The sequence below is a fragment of the Flavobacterium cerinum genome (genome assembly GCF_024496085.1).
Lineage (GTDB): Bacteria > Bacteroidota > Bacteroidia > Flavobacteriales > Flavobacteriaceae > Flavobacterium > Flavobacterium cerinum_A.
In genome coordinates this window covers 3249224-3264098 of sequence record NZ_CP101751.1, presented here as the reverse complement: position 1 = coordinate 3264098, position 14875 = coordinate 3249224, and the positions used below count along the sequence as shown (strand labels likewise).

General features: G+C 37.3%; 13 protein-coding genes and 1 rRNA gene. 10 read left to right on the top strand and 4 right to left on the bottom strand.

Features of this window, described 5'->3' with window-relative positions:
- Positions 1-81: 81 nt before the first annotated feature.
- A 5S ribosomal RNA gene (gene rrf / locus NOX80_RS14725) occupies positions 82-191 on the top strand.
- Positions 192-318: 127 nt separating this feature from the next.
- Here rrf and NOX80_RS14720 read toward each other — a convergent pair.
- From NOX80_RS14720 to NOX80_RS14705, 4 genes are read right to left on the bottom strand one after another with little or no spacing between them, the layout of a single operon-like run.
- Entirely contained in the window at positions 319-960 is a 642-nt protein-coding gene (locus tag NOX80_RS14720; protein ID WP_256550560.1) for an endonuclease III domain-containing protein, read from the bottom strand.
- 2 nt (positions 961-962) lie between these two features.
- A complete protein-coding gene (gene msrB / locus NOX80_RS14715) occupies positions 963-1355 on the bottom strand; it encodes a peptide-methionine (R)-S-oxide reductase MsrB (protein WP_256550559.1) in 393 nt (130 codons plus the stop codon).
- On the bottom strand, positions 1330-1812 hold the full coding sequence (gene msrB, locus NOX80_RS14710; RefSeq protein ID WP_256550558.1) for a peptide-methionine (R)-S-oxide reductase MsrB: 483 nt from the start codon (positions 1810-1812) through the stop codon (positions 1330-1332). The genes msrB (NOX80_RS14715) and msrB (NOX80_RS14710) overlap by 26 nt, the downstream gene beginning before the upstream one ends.
- A 7-nt stretch (positions 1813-1819) precedes the next feature.
- Positions 1820-2680 (bottom strand): alpha/beta hydrolase, encoded by an 861-nt coding sequence (locus NOX80_RS14705; protein WP_256550557.1) that lies wholly within the window; start codon positions 2678-2680, stop codon positions 1820-1822.
- Between the two features lie 181 nt (positions 2681-2861).
- Between NOX80_RS14705 and NOX80_RS14700 the strand changes: the two genes are divergently transcribed.
- From NOX80_RS14700 to rpsA, 9 genes are all read left to right on the top strand, one after another.
- Entirely contained in the window at positions 2862-3674 is an 813-nt protein-coding gene (locus tag NOX80_RS14700; protein WP_256553020.1) for a M48 family metallopeptidase, read from the top strand.
- A gap of 56 nt (positions 3675-3730) precedes the next feature.
- A complete protein-coding gene (locus NOX80_RS14695; RefSeq protein ID WP_256550556.1) occupies positions 3731-5026 on the top strand; it encodes an MFS transporter in 1296 nt (431 codons plus the stop codon).
- 61 nt (positions 5027-5087) lie between these two features.
- Complete coding sequence (locus NOX80_RS14690) at positions 5088-5642, top strand: lipocalin family protein (RefSeq protein ID WP_256550555.1); 555 nt, start codon at positions 5088-5090, stop codon at positions 5640-5642.
- 147 nt (positions 5643-5789) lie between these two features.
- Positions 5790-6572 (top strand): hypothetical protein, encoded by a 783-nt coding sequence (locus NOX80_RS14685; protein WP_256550554.1) that lies wholly within the window; start codon positions 5790-5792, stop codon positions 6570-6572.
- 367 nt (positions 6573-6939) lie between these two features.
- On the top strand, positions 6940-9399 hold the full coding sequence (gene lon, locus NOX80_RS14680) for an endopeptidase La (RefSeq protein ID WP_256550553.1): 2460 nt from the start codon (positions 6940-6942) through the stop codon (positions 9397-9399).
- Positions 9400-9534: 135 nt separating this feature from the next.
- Positions 9535-10554 (top strand): type IX secretion system protein PorQ, encoded by a 1020-nt coding sequence (porQ, locus tag NOX80_RS14675; protein WP_256550552.1) that lies wholly within the window; start codon positions 9535-9537, stop codon positions 10552-10554.
- A gap of 12 nt (positions 10555-10566) precedes the next feature.
- Positions 10567-11253 carry a (d)CMP kinase gene (gene cmk, locus NOX80_RS14670; protein WP_256550551.1) on the top strand — a complete coding sequence of 229 codons (687 nt, stop codon included), beginning with the start codon at positions 10567-10569 and terminating at the stop codon, positions 11251-11253.
- 140 nt (positions 11254-11393) lie between these two features.
- Positions 11394-12770, top strand: coding sequence for a nucleoside permease (locus tag NOX80_RS14665; RefSeq protein WP_256550550.1), 1377 nt, complete (start codon positions 11394-11396; stop codon positions 12768-12770).
- 256 nt (positions 12771-13026) lie between these two features.
- Positions 13027-14790, top strand: a complete 1764-nt coding sequence (gene rpsA / locus NOX80_RS14660; protein WP_256550549.1) for a 30S ribosomal protein S1 — start codon at positions 13027-13029, stop codon at positions 14788-14790.
- The last annotated feature ends 85 nt before the right edge of the window (positions 14791-14875 follow it).

Below are 14875 nucleotides of genomic sequence, written 5' to 3'. Positions count from 1 at the left end.
TCTTTCTGACTGATGTTTTTGATTTTTTATCTCAGTATGTTAAAATATTAGTGTCTCGTTTAGAGAACGAGACCAACGATTTAAGGTGGTTATTGCGGCGGGGCTCACCTCTTCCCATTCCGAACAGAGAAGTTAAGCCCGCCTGCGCAGATGGTACTGCAATCCTGTGGGAGAGTATGTCGCCGCCTTTCTTTTAAAAACCCTATCATTACCGATAGGGTTTTTTGTTTTTATATGGTTTTGAGAATAAAAAGCTTTGCTTTAAGCTAATAATAAGTACTTATAGACATAAAAAAACCGGCATATAGCCGGTTTTTTTTAGTTATTATAATACAAACAATATTGATTTATCGGACAAATACTACATTTTGGATTGGTAGGACGGCATATTTCTCTTCCTAAAAAAGAAATACACATACCAATAGCTTCCCAAATATCACGGGGTAATAATTGCATTAATAATTTTTCAGCTTTATTACCATCCTGAGTAGCAGGTATTAATCCAATTCGGGGAGCTACCCGTAAGACATGGAGATCAACAACAATTCCTACCGCGGGTTTAATCTGTAACTCCTTCATAATCACATTGGCAGATTTACGGCCGATTCCTTTTAATTGCGTCAACGTATCCATTGTTAATGGAATATTCGCATCTGTTTTAATCATCTGAGCCGTTTCGAGTATCCATTCCGTTTTCATCTGAAAATGGCGTACACCACTGATATATGGAAATAAATCTTCTGGAGTAGCAGGAACTAAACTTTCAAAATCAGGAAACCGATTAAATAATGCCGGTGCAATTTTGTTGATATTCGCATCAGAATCCTGAGCTGATAGAATAACCATGATCATTAACTGATAGGGATTTTGATAAGCCAAAGGATGTTTACGCTCCTGATATTGAACAACTATAGGATTTAATTTTTCTGTCCAGCTTATAGGATCACTAAACAAATCCATACTTATTCTTCTTTAAAATCGATAGAAAGGGAATTAACACAGTAACGGATTCCTGTTTCAGTCGGACCGTCATTAAAAACGTGCCCTAAATGACCGCCACAATTGGCACATAAAATTTCAGTACGGATCATTCCGTGAGAAAGATCCTGAATATATTCAACTTTCCCTGGAATAGACTCGTCAAATGAAGGCCATCCGCAATGAGAATCAAATTTAGAGGAACTTTCAAAAAGAGGTTCACCACAGGCACCACAACAATAGGTACCTTTTTGAAAATGAAGATTATATTTACCGGTATGCGGATATTCGGTTCCTTTAAGACGAAGAATGTGATAACGCTCTTCTCCAAGTTCCGCTTTCCATTGTTCTTCAGTTTTTTCTACGGGGTGTTTCATATTTAGCTGGAATAAATTTGATAGATACAGAGTTGGTACAAAAACGTTTACCAGTAGTATTGGTAGGACCATCATCAAAAACGTGTCCTAAATGACTTCCACAGTTAGAGCAAATCACTTCAGTTCGAACCATACCTAAACTAGTGTCGGTTTTATAAATAACCGATCCTTTTATAGCAGTATCAAACGAAGGCCATCCGCAATCGGATTTAAATTTTGAATCGGAATTAAAAATTACCTGTCCGCAAGCGGCACAAACATATTTTCCTTTGTCAAAAGTATTCCAGTATTTACCGGTAAAGGCTCGTTCGGTACCTTTATTGCGCAATACTTCATATTCTTCTTTGGTTAATTGCGCTTTCCACTCCTTATCCGTTTTCTGAACTTTAAACTTTTGATTTTGTCCGAAACCAACCAGAGAACTACATAGTACAATAAGAAATAGTAACTTTTTCATGTTTTACTTACGATATAAATTGAACAATCCGTTTGATAACTTTACTGTCGCCTAATATTTTACGGTGTCCTAATCCATTTGTAATCATCAGATCACCGTTTTTAAGATGTTCATGAATATGAAATGCCGCTTTAACCGGAACATCATCATCGATTTCATCATGTATAACCAATACCGGAATAGCAACGGTCTTTGCTGCTATATACGAAGAATAACTGTCCATGGTTTGATTAAATTTCTTCTCAAATTTTGTTTTCATTCGGATACCGATATCCGGTTTAAGTCCTAGTTTCAGAATAAAATCGGAAATAATATCGGTTACAATGTCACCACTGCCGATAATAATTGCTTTTTTTACGGCTAGTTTCTGCTTGATCGCATTTAATACCGACATACCACCTAATGAATGACCGACTGCAAATTCGAACGGACCGAATTTTTTCTCAATTTCCAGAATAGCAGCAATAAATTCAGTCATATTACTGGTCTTTCCGGGGGCTTTTCCGTGTGCAGGAGCATCAAAACTGATTGTAGTATAACCCATTTTCAAAAATTCATCGGCAATTTTAACCAATTGTGTTCCGCGACCGCTCCATCCGTGAACCAATAACACTTTTTTGTCACTTGTTCCGTAATGATATAGCATCACCTTTTTTTGGATTGCCGGTATATCCAATAATTCCTGAGTACTGTTCCGATCCATTTCAAACTCTCTTTTCGGTATTTTGTAGCGAATAGGCGTTGTAAACAGTTTCATGGCAAATTGTGTAGCCAGTTCCGGTGATATCTTTTCAAACAATCGGGCTGTAAATAATATTACTTTAGGAATTTCCAACGATTGCTGATGTTTGGGTTTATTTTCTTTCATTTCAGTATACTAAAACAGTTGCAAGTTAAGTTATAACTATCGTTTTATTGATAAATTATTCTTAAAAAATCGTTTTTGAAAATGGTCAAAAATAGCTATGTATGACTATTTTGTTAGGATATTCATTACTAATTTATCAGGAATTATTAATTTTGTAGTAATAAAAAAGGATCATATGAAAATGACTTATCGTTTGTTAGTAGCCGGTTTATTAGTACTGGGAATATCTTGTGCTAAAAACCCATTTACCGGAAAAAGTACGTTGGCATTAGTGCCCGACAGTGAAATTTTTCCATCTTCTTTCCAGCAATACAACCAGTTTTTGACTGAAAACAAAGTAATTAAGGGAACAAAAGATGCGCAACGAGTGACGGATGTCGGGATGAAAATAAAAGCCGCAGCCGAAAAATGGTTAAATGCAAACGGTTACCAGGGGTATTTAAAAGATTATAAATGGGAATACAATCTGGTAGATAGTAAAGACGTGAATGCCTGGTGTATGCCCGGAGGTAAAATTGTATTTTATACCGGGATATTGCCTATTTGTAAAGATGATGCCGGTATGGCAACTGTAATGGGACACGAAGTAGCCCATGCTTTGTTAAACCACGGACAACAACGTATGAGTGCCGGACTATTACAGCAATTAGGAGCCGCCGGAGTAGGAGCTGCCGTTGGTAATAAAAGTGCAGAAACGCAACAAATTGCTATGACGGCTTATGGTGTGACAACGCAATACGGAGGAATGTTACCTTTTAGCCGTAAACATGAAAGTGAAGCGGATAAAATCGGATTAACCTTAATGGCAATAGCGGGATACAATCCGGATACGGCTGTTGGTTTCTGGCAACGAATGGCAGCCAATTCAGGAGGCAAGGCACAACCGGAGTTTTTAAGTACGCACCCGAGTAATGAAACCCGTATTGCAGATATCAAAAACCTGATACCACAATCTAAAGCCGAAGCCAAAAAATTTGGTGTTGCTTTTAAATAAAAAAATATACTATCTTCGAAGCTGTTCAATAAGAACAGCTTTTTTTATACCTATTTATGAAACAACTTGAAAAAGGAAGCAAAAAATTACTAAATGCCTGGGCATTTTACGATTGGGCGAATTCTGTTTATGCCCTTGTTATTTCATCCTCTATTTTCCCACTGTATTACGGAGCTTTATTCCGTATTAAGGGGATAGAAGAGATTCCGCTTTTCGGACTATCGATTCGAAGTGAGGCATTGATCAGTTATGTAACCGCTTTGGGGTTTTTAATTGTTGCGATTTTATCACCGTTATTGTCCGGTATAGCGGATTATATGGGCAATAAAAAATCATTTTTGAAGTTTTTCTGCTATATGGGAGCCTTGTCATGTATGGGGTTGTATTTTTTCTCATTAGACAACATTATCATCGGATTATTAACGTATATGTTGGCTTTGATTGGCTTTTGGGGAAGTTTGGTATTTTACAATTCGTATTTGCCGGACATTGCTTTTCCGGAGCAACAGGATCATATTAGTGCCAAAGGTTACGGATTAGGCTATATCGGGAGTGTGATTTTACTGATCATTAACTTGATTATGGTCATGAAATCGGAGGTTTTCGGATTCGAAAGCCAACTGAAAGCAATGCAGTTTTCTTTTGTAATGGTAGGATTATGGTGGATCGGATTCAGTCAATATACTTATCGCTACCTACCGGATTATAAAAACGGAAAAAAAATAAAAGGACAGGTTGTATTTAACGGCTTCAAAGAATTGAAAAAGGTTTGGGGACAATTAAAAGAAATCAAACCGTTACGTCGTTATTTAGGAGCCTTTTTTGTTTATAGTATGGCGGTGCAGACTGTAATGATTATCGCAGCCTATTTTGGAGAAAAAGAGGTCGAATGGGGAAGTGATGAAAACAGAACAATGGGATTGATCGTTAGTATTTTACTAATCCAGATTATCGCAGTATTCGGAGCTTATCTGACTTCTATTGCATCTAAGAAATTCGGTAATATTAAGGTATTAATGGTGATCAACTTTTTATGGATTTTGATCTGTATTGATGCTTATTTTGTAGTAACACCCAATGAATTTTATGTAGCGGCTGCCTGTGTAGGGATTGTAATGGGCGGTATTCAATCGTTATCACGATCGACTTATTCTAAGTTTATTCCGGCAACACAGGATACAACGTCATTTTTTAGTTTCTATGATGTATCCGAAAAAATCGGAATCGTTATCGGAATGTTCTTGTACGGATACATTGCTGATATCACCGGAAAAATGCAAAATGCCGTTTTATTTTTAATAGTATTCTTTTTGGCAGGATTATTGTTACTCACCAGAGTACCAAAAGAATAATATATTTATTAACCCAACTAGAGATTAACCCAACATGAGAAAAATTAAAACTATTGGCCTTATGCTCCTGTTCACAGGAGGACTATTATTAACGAGCTGTGAAACGGAACCGGCCGACCCGAATTTACTAACAAATACCGGTGGAAGCAATGGCGGGAATAACGGAGGAAACAACGGCGGCGGAACACCTGCCAATATAGCGGGAACTTATAAAATGACCGCTTTTAATACTTCGGTTCCAACTGATCTTAACGGCGACGGAACACCTTCTACAAATCAAATGAATGAAACGAGTTGTTTTAACAATACAATGTTAGTACTTAGTGCCAATAATACTTTTACGTCAACAGGCAGTTCACTCGAAATCGTTACTGACGGAACGAATACAACATTGGAATGTACGGAAGATCCGAGTTACGGCGGAACATGGACTTTATCCGGAAATATATTAAAGTTAACGTATACCGAAGATGGAGAAACCTATACCGATCAATATACTGTTTCCGGAAATACATTAAAAATTTCCTTAGCAGAAGGATTAATTGTAGGATCAGGATCAGGCGGAGAACCGGCTTATCTGACAGCCAATATCGATATTATTTTTACGAAACAATAGTCAATATAAAGAGATTTGAAAAAGCTGCCTTTGGGCGGCTTTTTTTATAACAAATGTTTTGTTTTTTTAAAATATATTCACTCGGATACTATGTTAAAATGTTAAAAATAAAATTATATTTGGTACAACTTAATTAACCGATTAAATATGAAAAAAATTACTTCTTTGCTAACCGTTTTGTTAGCATTTTCGTCCATTACTTTTGTGTCCTGTGAAACAGAACCGTTAGATCCGGCATTAACCCAAACCAACGGTAGTAATACAGGTGGAAATAACGGGAATAACGGAGGGAATAACGGAGGGAACAATGGTGGAAACAACGGAGGAACATCTTCCGGTGATTATTGGCCAATGGCTATCAACAATGTTTGGAATTTTGATCAGGACGGAACTGCAAAAGAAATGAAGATCATCGGAACAGATAATTTTAACGGAGCAACTTATTATAAATTTTCGCCTCAATCCGGATCTTTTGGTGGTAATTCCGGTAGTGATGCTACTTCCTGGATTAATAAAAACGGAGGTGTATATACAATGAAAATGAGCGATGTGAATATTAATGCCGGTGGTTTAACAGGGACCCAGACCGGTTATGAAATGGTATTGTTTAAAGATAATATTGCAGTAAATGCAACATGGACCGGAAGTTATACCCAAATAACAACATATAACTTACTTCCAACCAGTATTGTAATGACGATAAATTATACCGGAAAAATCCTTGAAAAAAATGCTACGGTAACAGTAAACGGAGTAACCTATACCAACGTGATTCGAATGAATTTACGTCAGGAAATATCGACTATGGGAGCTATATCGATTTCGAATACAGAATATTGTTTCGCAAAAGATGTTGGTCCGGTTCGGGTAACAATGGTTATGGATGCGAATACTTTCCATAGCAATCTAACCAGTTATACCTTACATTAAGATAAGATTATATTACTACTATAAAGCTGCTTTCGGGCGGCTTTTTTTATAACAAATAAAAAAGATGTGTTATAAAAAAAGGATAGGATGACTAGCGGGGTAAAAAGTGGAAATAAAAAGTATTTTTGCATCGATTTATTTACAAGATAAAAAAGATACAACAGCTAATTGCAATAACATAAACATAGTAACGGTAAAAACAAGCCGGAAAGCCCGAAAACGTCGGGTTTTTTTATGGCATAAAGATTGATTTACTAGAGAAGGGGATGGTGCTTTGTGCCAAATAACCGTTAATTTTCAGGATAATAGCAAAAAAGTCGCTTATCTTGCAAGACTATTTTAATGACAAAATGACTTAAATATAACTATGTCAAATCAAAAGATACTAACATTAGACAACTTGTCACTTCATGAAATTGATACGGATGCGGAATTGATTCCGTTAATGACACCGGAAGATGAGGAAGAAATGAATAACGAATTACTTCCGGAAGATTTATGTATTCTGCCATTGCGCAATACAGTCTTGTTTCCGGGAGTAGTAATACCGATAACAGCCGGAAGAGACAAATCCATAAAATTAATCAATGATGCGAATGCCGCCGGTAAAATTATCGGAGTCGTGGCACAAAAAGATGAAAATGTAGAAGAACCGACAGCGGCCGATATTCATACTATCGGTACGGTAGCCCGTATTCTGAGAGTTTTAAAAATGCCGGATGGAAATACAACAGTAATTCTTCAGGGGAAAAAACGTTTTGAAATCGATCAGATTACAACCGAAGAACCGTATCTGAGAGCTACTGTTAAAGAAGTTCCGGAAAAACGACCTTCTGATAAGGATGAAGAATTCAACGCTATCATCGATTCGATTAAAGAATTGGCGATACAGATCATTAAGGAAAGTCCGAATATCCCGACCGAAGCTACTTTTGCTATCAAAAATATCGAAAGCAAATCGTTTTTAGTCAATTTCGTGTCATCCAACATGAATCTGATGGTTACGGAAAAGCAGGATTTACTGGCGATTAACGATCTTACGGAAAGAGCTTTGGAAACCCTTCGTTATATGAATCTGGAATTACAGAAACTGGAATTGAAAAACGATATTCAGTCTAAAGTACGTTTTGATCTGGATCAGCAGCAACGGGAATATTTCCTTCAGCAACAAATGAAAACCATTCAGGAAGAATTGGGTGGCGTTTCATATGAAGAAGAGATTGAAGAAATGCGTCAGAAAGCCAAATCGAAAAAATGGAACGATAAGGTAAAGGCTCATTTTGATAAGGAAATTGCTAAAATGCAACGAATGAATCCGCAGGTGGCAGAATTTTCGATTCAACGAAACTACCTGGAATTGTTTCTGGAATTGCCCTGGAATCATTATTCAAAAGATAAATTTGATTTAAAGCATGCTCAAAAAGTATTAGACCGAGATCATTTCGGATTGGATGATGTGAAAAAGCGAATCATCGAACATTTAGCGGTTTTAAAATTGCGTAACGATATGAAATCACCGATTTTATGTTTGTACGGACCTCCGGGTGTCGGAAAAACGTCGATCGGAAAATCAGTAGCGGAAGCATTAGGACGTGAATATGTTCGGATTTCTTTAGGCGGATTACGGGATGAAGCGGAAATTCGCGGACATCGTAAGACCTATATCGGAGCAATGCCGGGACGTATTATCCAAAGTCTGAAAAAAGCAGGAACCTCGAATCCGGTTTTTGTATTGGATGAAATCGATAAATTATCAAGTAGTCATAACGGAGATCCGTCTTCTGCCTTACTGGAAGTATTGGATCCGGAACAAAACTCGGATTTCTACGATAACTTCCTGGAAATGGGATATGATTTGTCTAAAGTGATGTTTATAGCAACGTCTAACAGTATGACAACCATTCAGCCGGCGCTTCGTGATCGTATGGAAGTGATAAATATGACCGGTTATACGATTGAAGAAAAAGTCGAAATAGCGAAACAACATTTATTGCCGAAACAATTAAAAGAACACGGATTAACGGCAAAAGATCTTACGATTGGTAAAAAACAAATTGAAAAGATTGTAGTAGGCTATACCCGTGAATCCGGAGTAAGAGGATTGGAGAAACAAATTGCGGCTATGGTACGTAATGCGGCCAAGTCTATCGCAATGGAAGAAGAATACAACATTAAGGTGACAGATGAAGATATTATTAAAGTATTGGGCGCTCCGCGAATGGAACGCGATAAATACGAAAATAATGAAACAGCCGGAGTTGTAACCGGTTTGGCATGGACCAGCGTTGGAGGTGATATTCTGTTTATTGAATCGATTATCTCCAAGGGTAAAGGAAGCATGACAATGACCGGGAATCTGGGAACCGTTATGAAAGAATCGGCTACTATTGCCTTGGAATATATCAAATCAAATGCAGAGCAACTGGGAATTAATCCGGAAGTGATTGCTAATTATAACGTACATATTCACGTACCGGAAGGTGCAACACCAAAAGACGGACCAAGTGCCGGTGTGGCAATGCTAACGTCTTTGGTGTCCAGTTTTACTCAAAAAAGAGTCAAAAAGAGTCTGGCGATGACCGGAGAGATCACTTTAAGAGGACGTGTATTACCGGTTGGCGGAATTAAAGAAAAGATTTTGGCGGCTAAAAGAGCCAACATTAAAGAGATTATTCTATGTCATGAAAACAAAAGAGACATCGATGAAATCAAGCCGGAATACCTGGAAGGATTGACATTCCATTACGTAAAAGAAATGAGTGAAGTCCTTGCGATTGCGATTACGGATCAAAATGCAAGGCACGCAAAAAAATTAATGGAAAAATAAAATAAGCCCTGAAAGGCTTTAAAGAGGCATAGGCTATAATTGGCTTATGCCTTTTGTCTTTTATTTTTTACTGTAAATAAAAAAATAATATCTTCGCAATTGCGTTATATAATTTCAGAAACGATCACCATAACAATGGCAAAAAAAATACTGACCTCTTTTTTCCTGATCATGACAGCCCTTTCCTATGGGCAGATTGGTGGAAAATATACCTATCAGTTTCTGAATTTAATTACCTCGCCCCGTCAGGCGGCATTGGGCGGTAAAACCGTTACGATATACGATAATGATGTAAATCAGGCTATTTTTAACCCGGCAACGATTAATGTGGAAATGGATAATCACCTTGCAGTTAATTACGGGAATTATTATGGCGAAGTAACCTATGGTACGGCGGCATATGCTTATACCTGGGATCGACACGTGCAAACGTTTCATACCGGTGTGAGTTATGTGAATTACGGAACATTTGAAGGCTATGATGAAACCGGAAACCGAACAGCCGATTTTACCGGAAGTGAACTTGCGCTTTCGTTCGGATATGCCTATAATATTCCGTGGACCGATATCCATGTCGGCGCTAACGCTAAATTGATTTCATCCACATTGGAAAGTTACAACTCTTTTGGTGCTGCATTCGATTTAGGCGCCATTTATGTTGATGAAGATAATGACATTAATATTGGTCTTGCTGTGCGGAATATCGGTATGCAGATTACAACATATGCCGGTTTACAAGAAAAATTACCACTTGAAATTATCGCCGGAATTTCACAGGAAATGGAGAATGTACCGATTCGCTGGCATTTAACACTCGAAAACCTGCAACAATGGAATATTGCATTTTCTAATCCTAACAGAGCAGAAAGTAGCATCGACGGTGAAGTAAAAGAAGAAAAAGTTTCTTTTGTCAATAATGCGCTGCGTCACGTAATTGTCGGAGCCGAATTATTTCCCGGGAAAAGTTTAAATTTCCGCCTGGGCTATAATTTCAGAAGAGGAGAAGAGCTTTCTATAACTGATCAACGAACTTTTGCCGGAATATCGGCCGGTTTCGGATTGCGCTTTAATACAATAAAATTTGACTATTCCTACTCGCGATATACTTCAGCGGGAAATACCAGTCTCTTCGGACTTACAATTAACTTACAATAAAATAAAAACGTTTTGAAAAAAATTACCATAGCAATAGATGGGTTCTCATCCACGGGAAAAAGTACGCTGGCCAAACAGTTAGCTAAAGAACTGGGATATGTGTATGTGGATACGGGAGCAATGTACCGGGCGGTGACTTTATTTGCCATGCAACAGGGATTGATTTCTAATGATCACTTTGATAAACAACAACTTATTTCGGCTTTGCCGCAAATTACCTTACAATTTCAGTTTAATCCGGAACTTGGATTTGCTGAAATGTACCTGAACGGACTGAATGTTGAAGCCGAAATCAGAACATTGGAAGTGTCTCAACAGGTAAGTCGTATCGCTGAGGTGTCAGAAGTAAGGGCAAAACTGGTTGAACAACAACAAAAAATGGGAGAAGACAAAGGAATTGTAATGGACGGACGTGATATCGGGACTGTTGTTTTTCCGAATGCTGAATTAAAGATATTTATGACAGCCAGTCCAGAAACAAGAGCGCAACGTCGTTATGATGAGTTAACAGCAAAAGGACAGCAGGTTACTTATGATGCTATACTGCAAAACGTAATGGAGCGCGACCGGATCGATACCGGAAGAGAAGATTCACCGTTGGTTAAGGCAAACGATGCATACGAAATAGATAATTCCAATTTAAACCGGGAAGAACAGTTTCAATTGGTGTTAAAACTGGCAGCTGAAAAACGCGCCTGATAATCTTTAAAAATGAAATCCGGAATAGGATGCGATTGGTTTTATAACGCATTTTATTTTGGATTTCCTGTTTTTATTAATAGATTTACCAGCTTTTTTAAAAATTAAAACTAACCAATTACACAAAATTACAACCTATAATGACTATAAAAAATCGTCTTATCCTGATGAACTTCTTCCAGTTTTTTGTTTGGGGAGCCTGGCTCATCACTATTGCAAATTATTGGTTCGGAACTAAAAACTGGGAGGGAACCCAATTCGGTCTTGTTTTCGGGACAATGGGGATCGCCTCCTTATTTATGCCAACGCTAACCGGTATTATTGCAGACAGATGGGTAAATGCCGAAAGATTGTACGGGATATTACACATATTATATGCAGGAGTATTGTTTTCATTACCACAGGTAGCCACACCAACTACATTTATTTATGTGATGTTATTGGCGATGTGCTTTTATATGCCGACGATCTCCTTGTCGAATTCCATTTCGTATACCGCTTTAAAACAAAATGACAGAGATGTTGTAAAAGATTTTCCGCCAATCCGCGTTTTCGGAACAATCGGTTTTATCGTAGCGATGTGGATTACGAATCTTACCGGAAATAAGGCTACGGAATATCAGTTTTATATCGCCGGTATTGCGGCTTTGATTTTAGGTTTTTATGCCTTTACATTGCCGAAATGTAAGCCACAGCGTTTGATTAGTGAAAATGCGTCCTTATCGGAGACATTAGGATTGGAGGCTTTTAAACTGTTTGCAAATTATAAAATGGCATTGTTTTTTATTTTTTCCATGTTTTTGGGAGGTGCTTTACAGTTGACCAATGCTTATGGGGATGTGTTTTTGGATGAATTCAAACATTTTCCAAAATATGCTAACTCATTTGTAGTGGAATATTCGACTATCATTATGTCAATTTCACAGATATCAGAAACCTTATTTATTTTGGCGATTCCGTTTTTCTTAAAACGTTTCGGAATCAAACAGGTAATGTTGATCAGTATGTTGGCGTGGGTATTGCGTTTCGGTTTGTTTGCCTTTGGAGATCCGGTTACCGGTTTATGGATGATCGTTCTTTCTTGTATTGTTTACGGTATGGCGTTCGACTTCTTTAATATTTCGGGATCTTTATTTGTAGAAACCAATACTAATGCAAAAAATCGTTCATCGGCACAAGGATTGTTTATGATGATGACGAACGGATTCGGAGCGGTTTTAGGAAGTTTTACTTCAGGATGGGCAATTGACCGTTTCTTTACTAAATCGTTCTCTGATACAACAGAATTGGCAACGTACCTGCAAACGGAACCGACAAATGAATTGATGAATGAGTTTGTAAAAGGACATGGAATTGAGGTTTCGGCAGACGGACTTTTTAGTAGCCCGATCTTTATGAAAGACTGGCACCATATCTGGCTGACATTTGCAGCTTATGCCTTGGTTATCGCAATTGCTTTTGCTTTGATGTTTAAACATAAACACGATCCGAAGGATGTTCAAAATATAGCACATTAAAATATAAAACCGGTTTAACGCCGGTTTTTGTTTTTTTAGGAACAATAATGTAAAAAAGACTTGATGTATCACAGTTGATCAGGATCTTTTGAAAAGGAATAAAGTTTTGTAAATCAAAAAAATAGTATTACCTTTGCACACCTTTTGGCGATAGTGAGTTTCCTTTAGGTATCAACAATTTATGTAAAACACTTCTGCTGTTTTCGTTCGCATTAAGAAACTCAGGAAAGCACAGAATACAAATTTTTAATCAGACATGTCTGAACAAACAAAAACACAAGATGAGTTTTTAGCGAATTTTAACTGGCATAACTTCGAAGAAGGTATCGATGCTGTTGACGAAAAAAACTTACAAGAATTTGAAGATTTAGTAGCAAAAACTTTCATCTCTACAGATGCTGAAGAAGTAGTAGAAGGAGTAGTGGTAAGAATCACTGAAAGAGATGCTATCGTTGATATCAACGCTAAATCTGAGGGTGTAATTTCATTAAATGAATTCCGTTACAACCCGAACTTAAAAGTAGGTGATAAAGTAGAAGTATTGATTGATGTTCGTGAAGACAAATCAGGTCAGTTAGTATTATCTCACAAAAAAGCACGTACAATCAAAGCTTGGGATAGAGTTATCGCTGCTAACGAATCAGGTGAAATTGTTAATGGTTTCGTTAAATGTAGAACTAAAGGTGGTATGATCGTTGACGTATTCGGAATCGAGGCATTCTTACCAGGTTCTCAAATCGACGTGAAACCAATCCGTGACTACGATCAGTATGTGAACAAAACAATGGAATTCAAAGTTGTTAAAATTAACCACGAATTCAAAAACGTTGTTGTATCGCACAAAGCGCTTATCGAAGCTGATATCGAAGTACAGAAAAAAGAAATTATCGGTCAGTTAGAAAAAGGACAGGTGTTAGAAGGAGTTGTGAAAAACATCACTTCTTACGGTGTATTCATTGACTTAGGAGGTGTAGACGGATTAATCCACATCACTGACTTATCTTGGAGCCGTATCAACCACCCAAGCGAAGTATTAGAGCTTGACCAGAAATTAAACGTTGTAATCCTTGATTTCGATGATGAGAAAACAAGAATTCAATTAGGTTTAAAACAATTAAACGCTCACCCATGGGATGCTTTAGATGCTAACTTACAAGTTGGTGATAAAGTAAAAGGTAAAGTAGTTGTAATCGCTGATTACGGTGCATTTATCGAAGTGGCTGAAGGTGTTGAAGGTTTAATCCACGTTTCTGAAATGTCTTGGTCTACTCACTTACGTTCTGCTCAGGACTTCGTAAAAGTTGGAGATGAGGTAGAAGCTGTAATCCTTACTTTAGACAGAGAAGACAGAAAAATGTCTTTAGGTATCAAACAATTATCTCAGGATCCTTGGACAGATATCACTTCTAAATACCCTGTAGGTTCTAAACACACAGGAATCGTTAGAAACTTTACTAACTTTGGTATTTTTGTAGAGTTAGAAGAAGGAATCGACGGATTAGTATACATTTCTGACCTTTCTTGGACTAAGAAAATTAAACACCCATCTGAATTTGTTAACGTAGGTGATAAATTAGATGTTGTTGTATTAGAGTTGGATGTTGAAGGACGTAAATTATCTTTAGGTCACAAACAAACAACAGCTAATCCATGGGATCAGTATGAGGATGCTTTCGCTGTTGGAACTATCCACAACGGAACTATCTCTGAAATCGTTGACAAAGGAGCTACTGTAGAATTCGGTGATGATATCGTTGCTTTCATTCCTACACGTCACTTAGAAAAAGAAGACGGAAAGAAATTGAAAAAAGGTGATACAGCTGATTTCAAAGTAATTGAGTTCAATAAAGAATTCAAAAGAGTAGTTGCTTCTCACACTGCTATCTTCCGTGAAGAAGAAGAGAAAAATGTGAAAGCTGCTGAAGCTAACGTAACATCAACTAATAATGCTGAAAAAACAACATTAGGTGATATCGATGCATTAGCTGAATTAAAAGCTAAAATGGAAAAAGGAGAGTAATCCCTTATCTGAATAATACTTTTAAAGTCCCGATTTATCGGGACTTTTTTTGTTTATACTATTCTGAAACTATTTTTTTTACTTT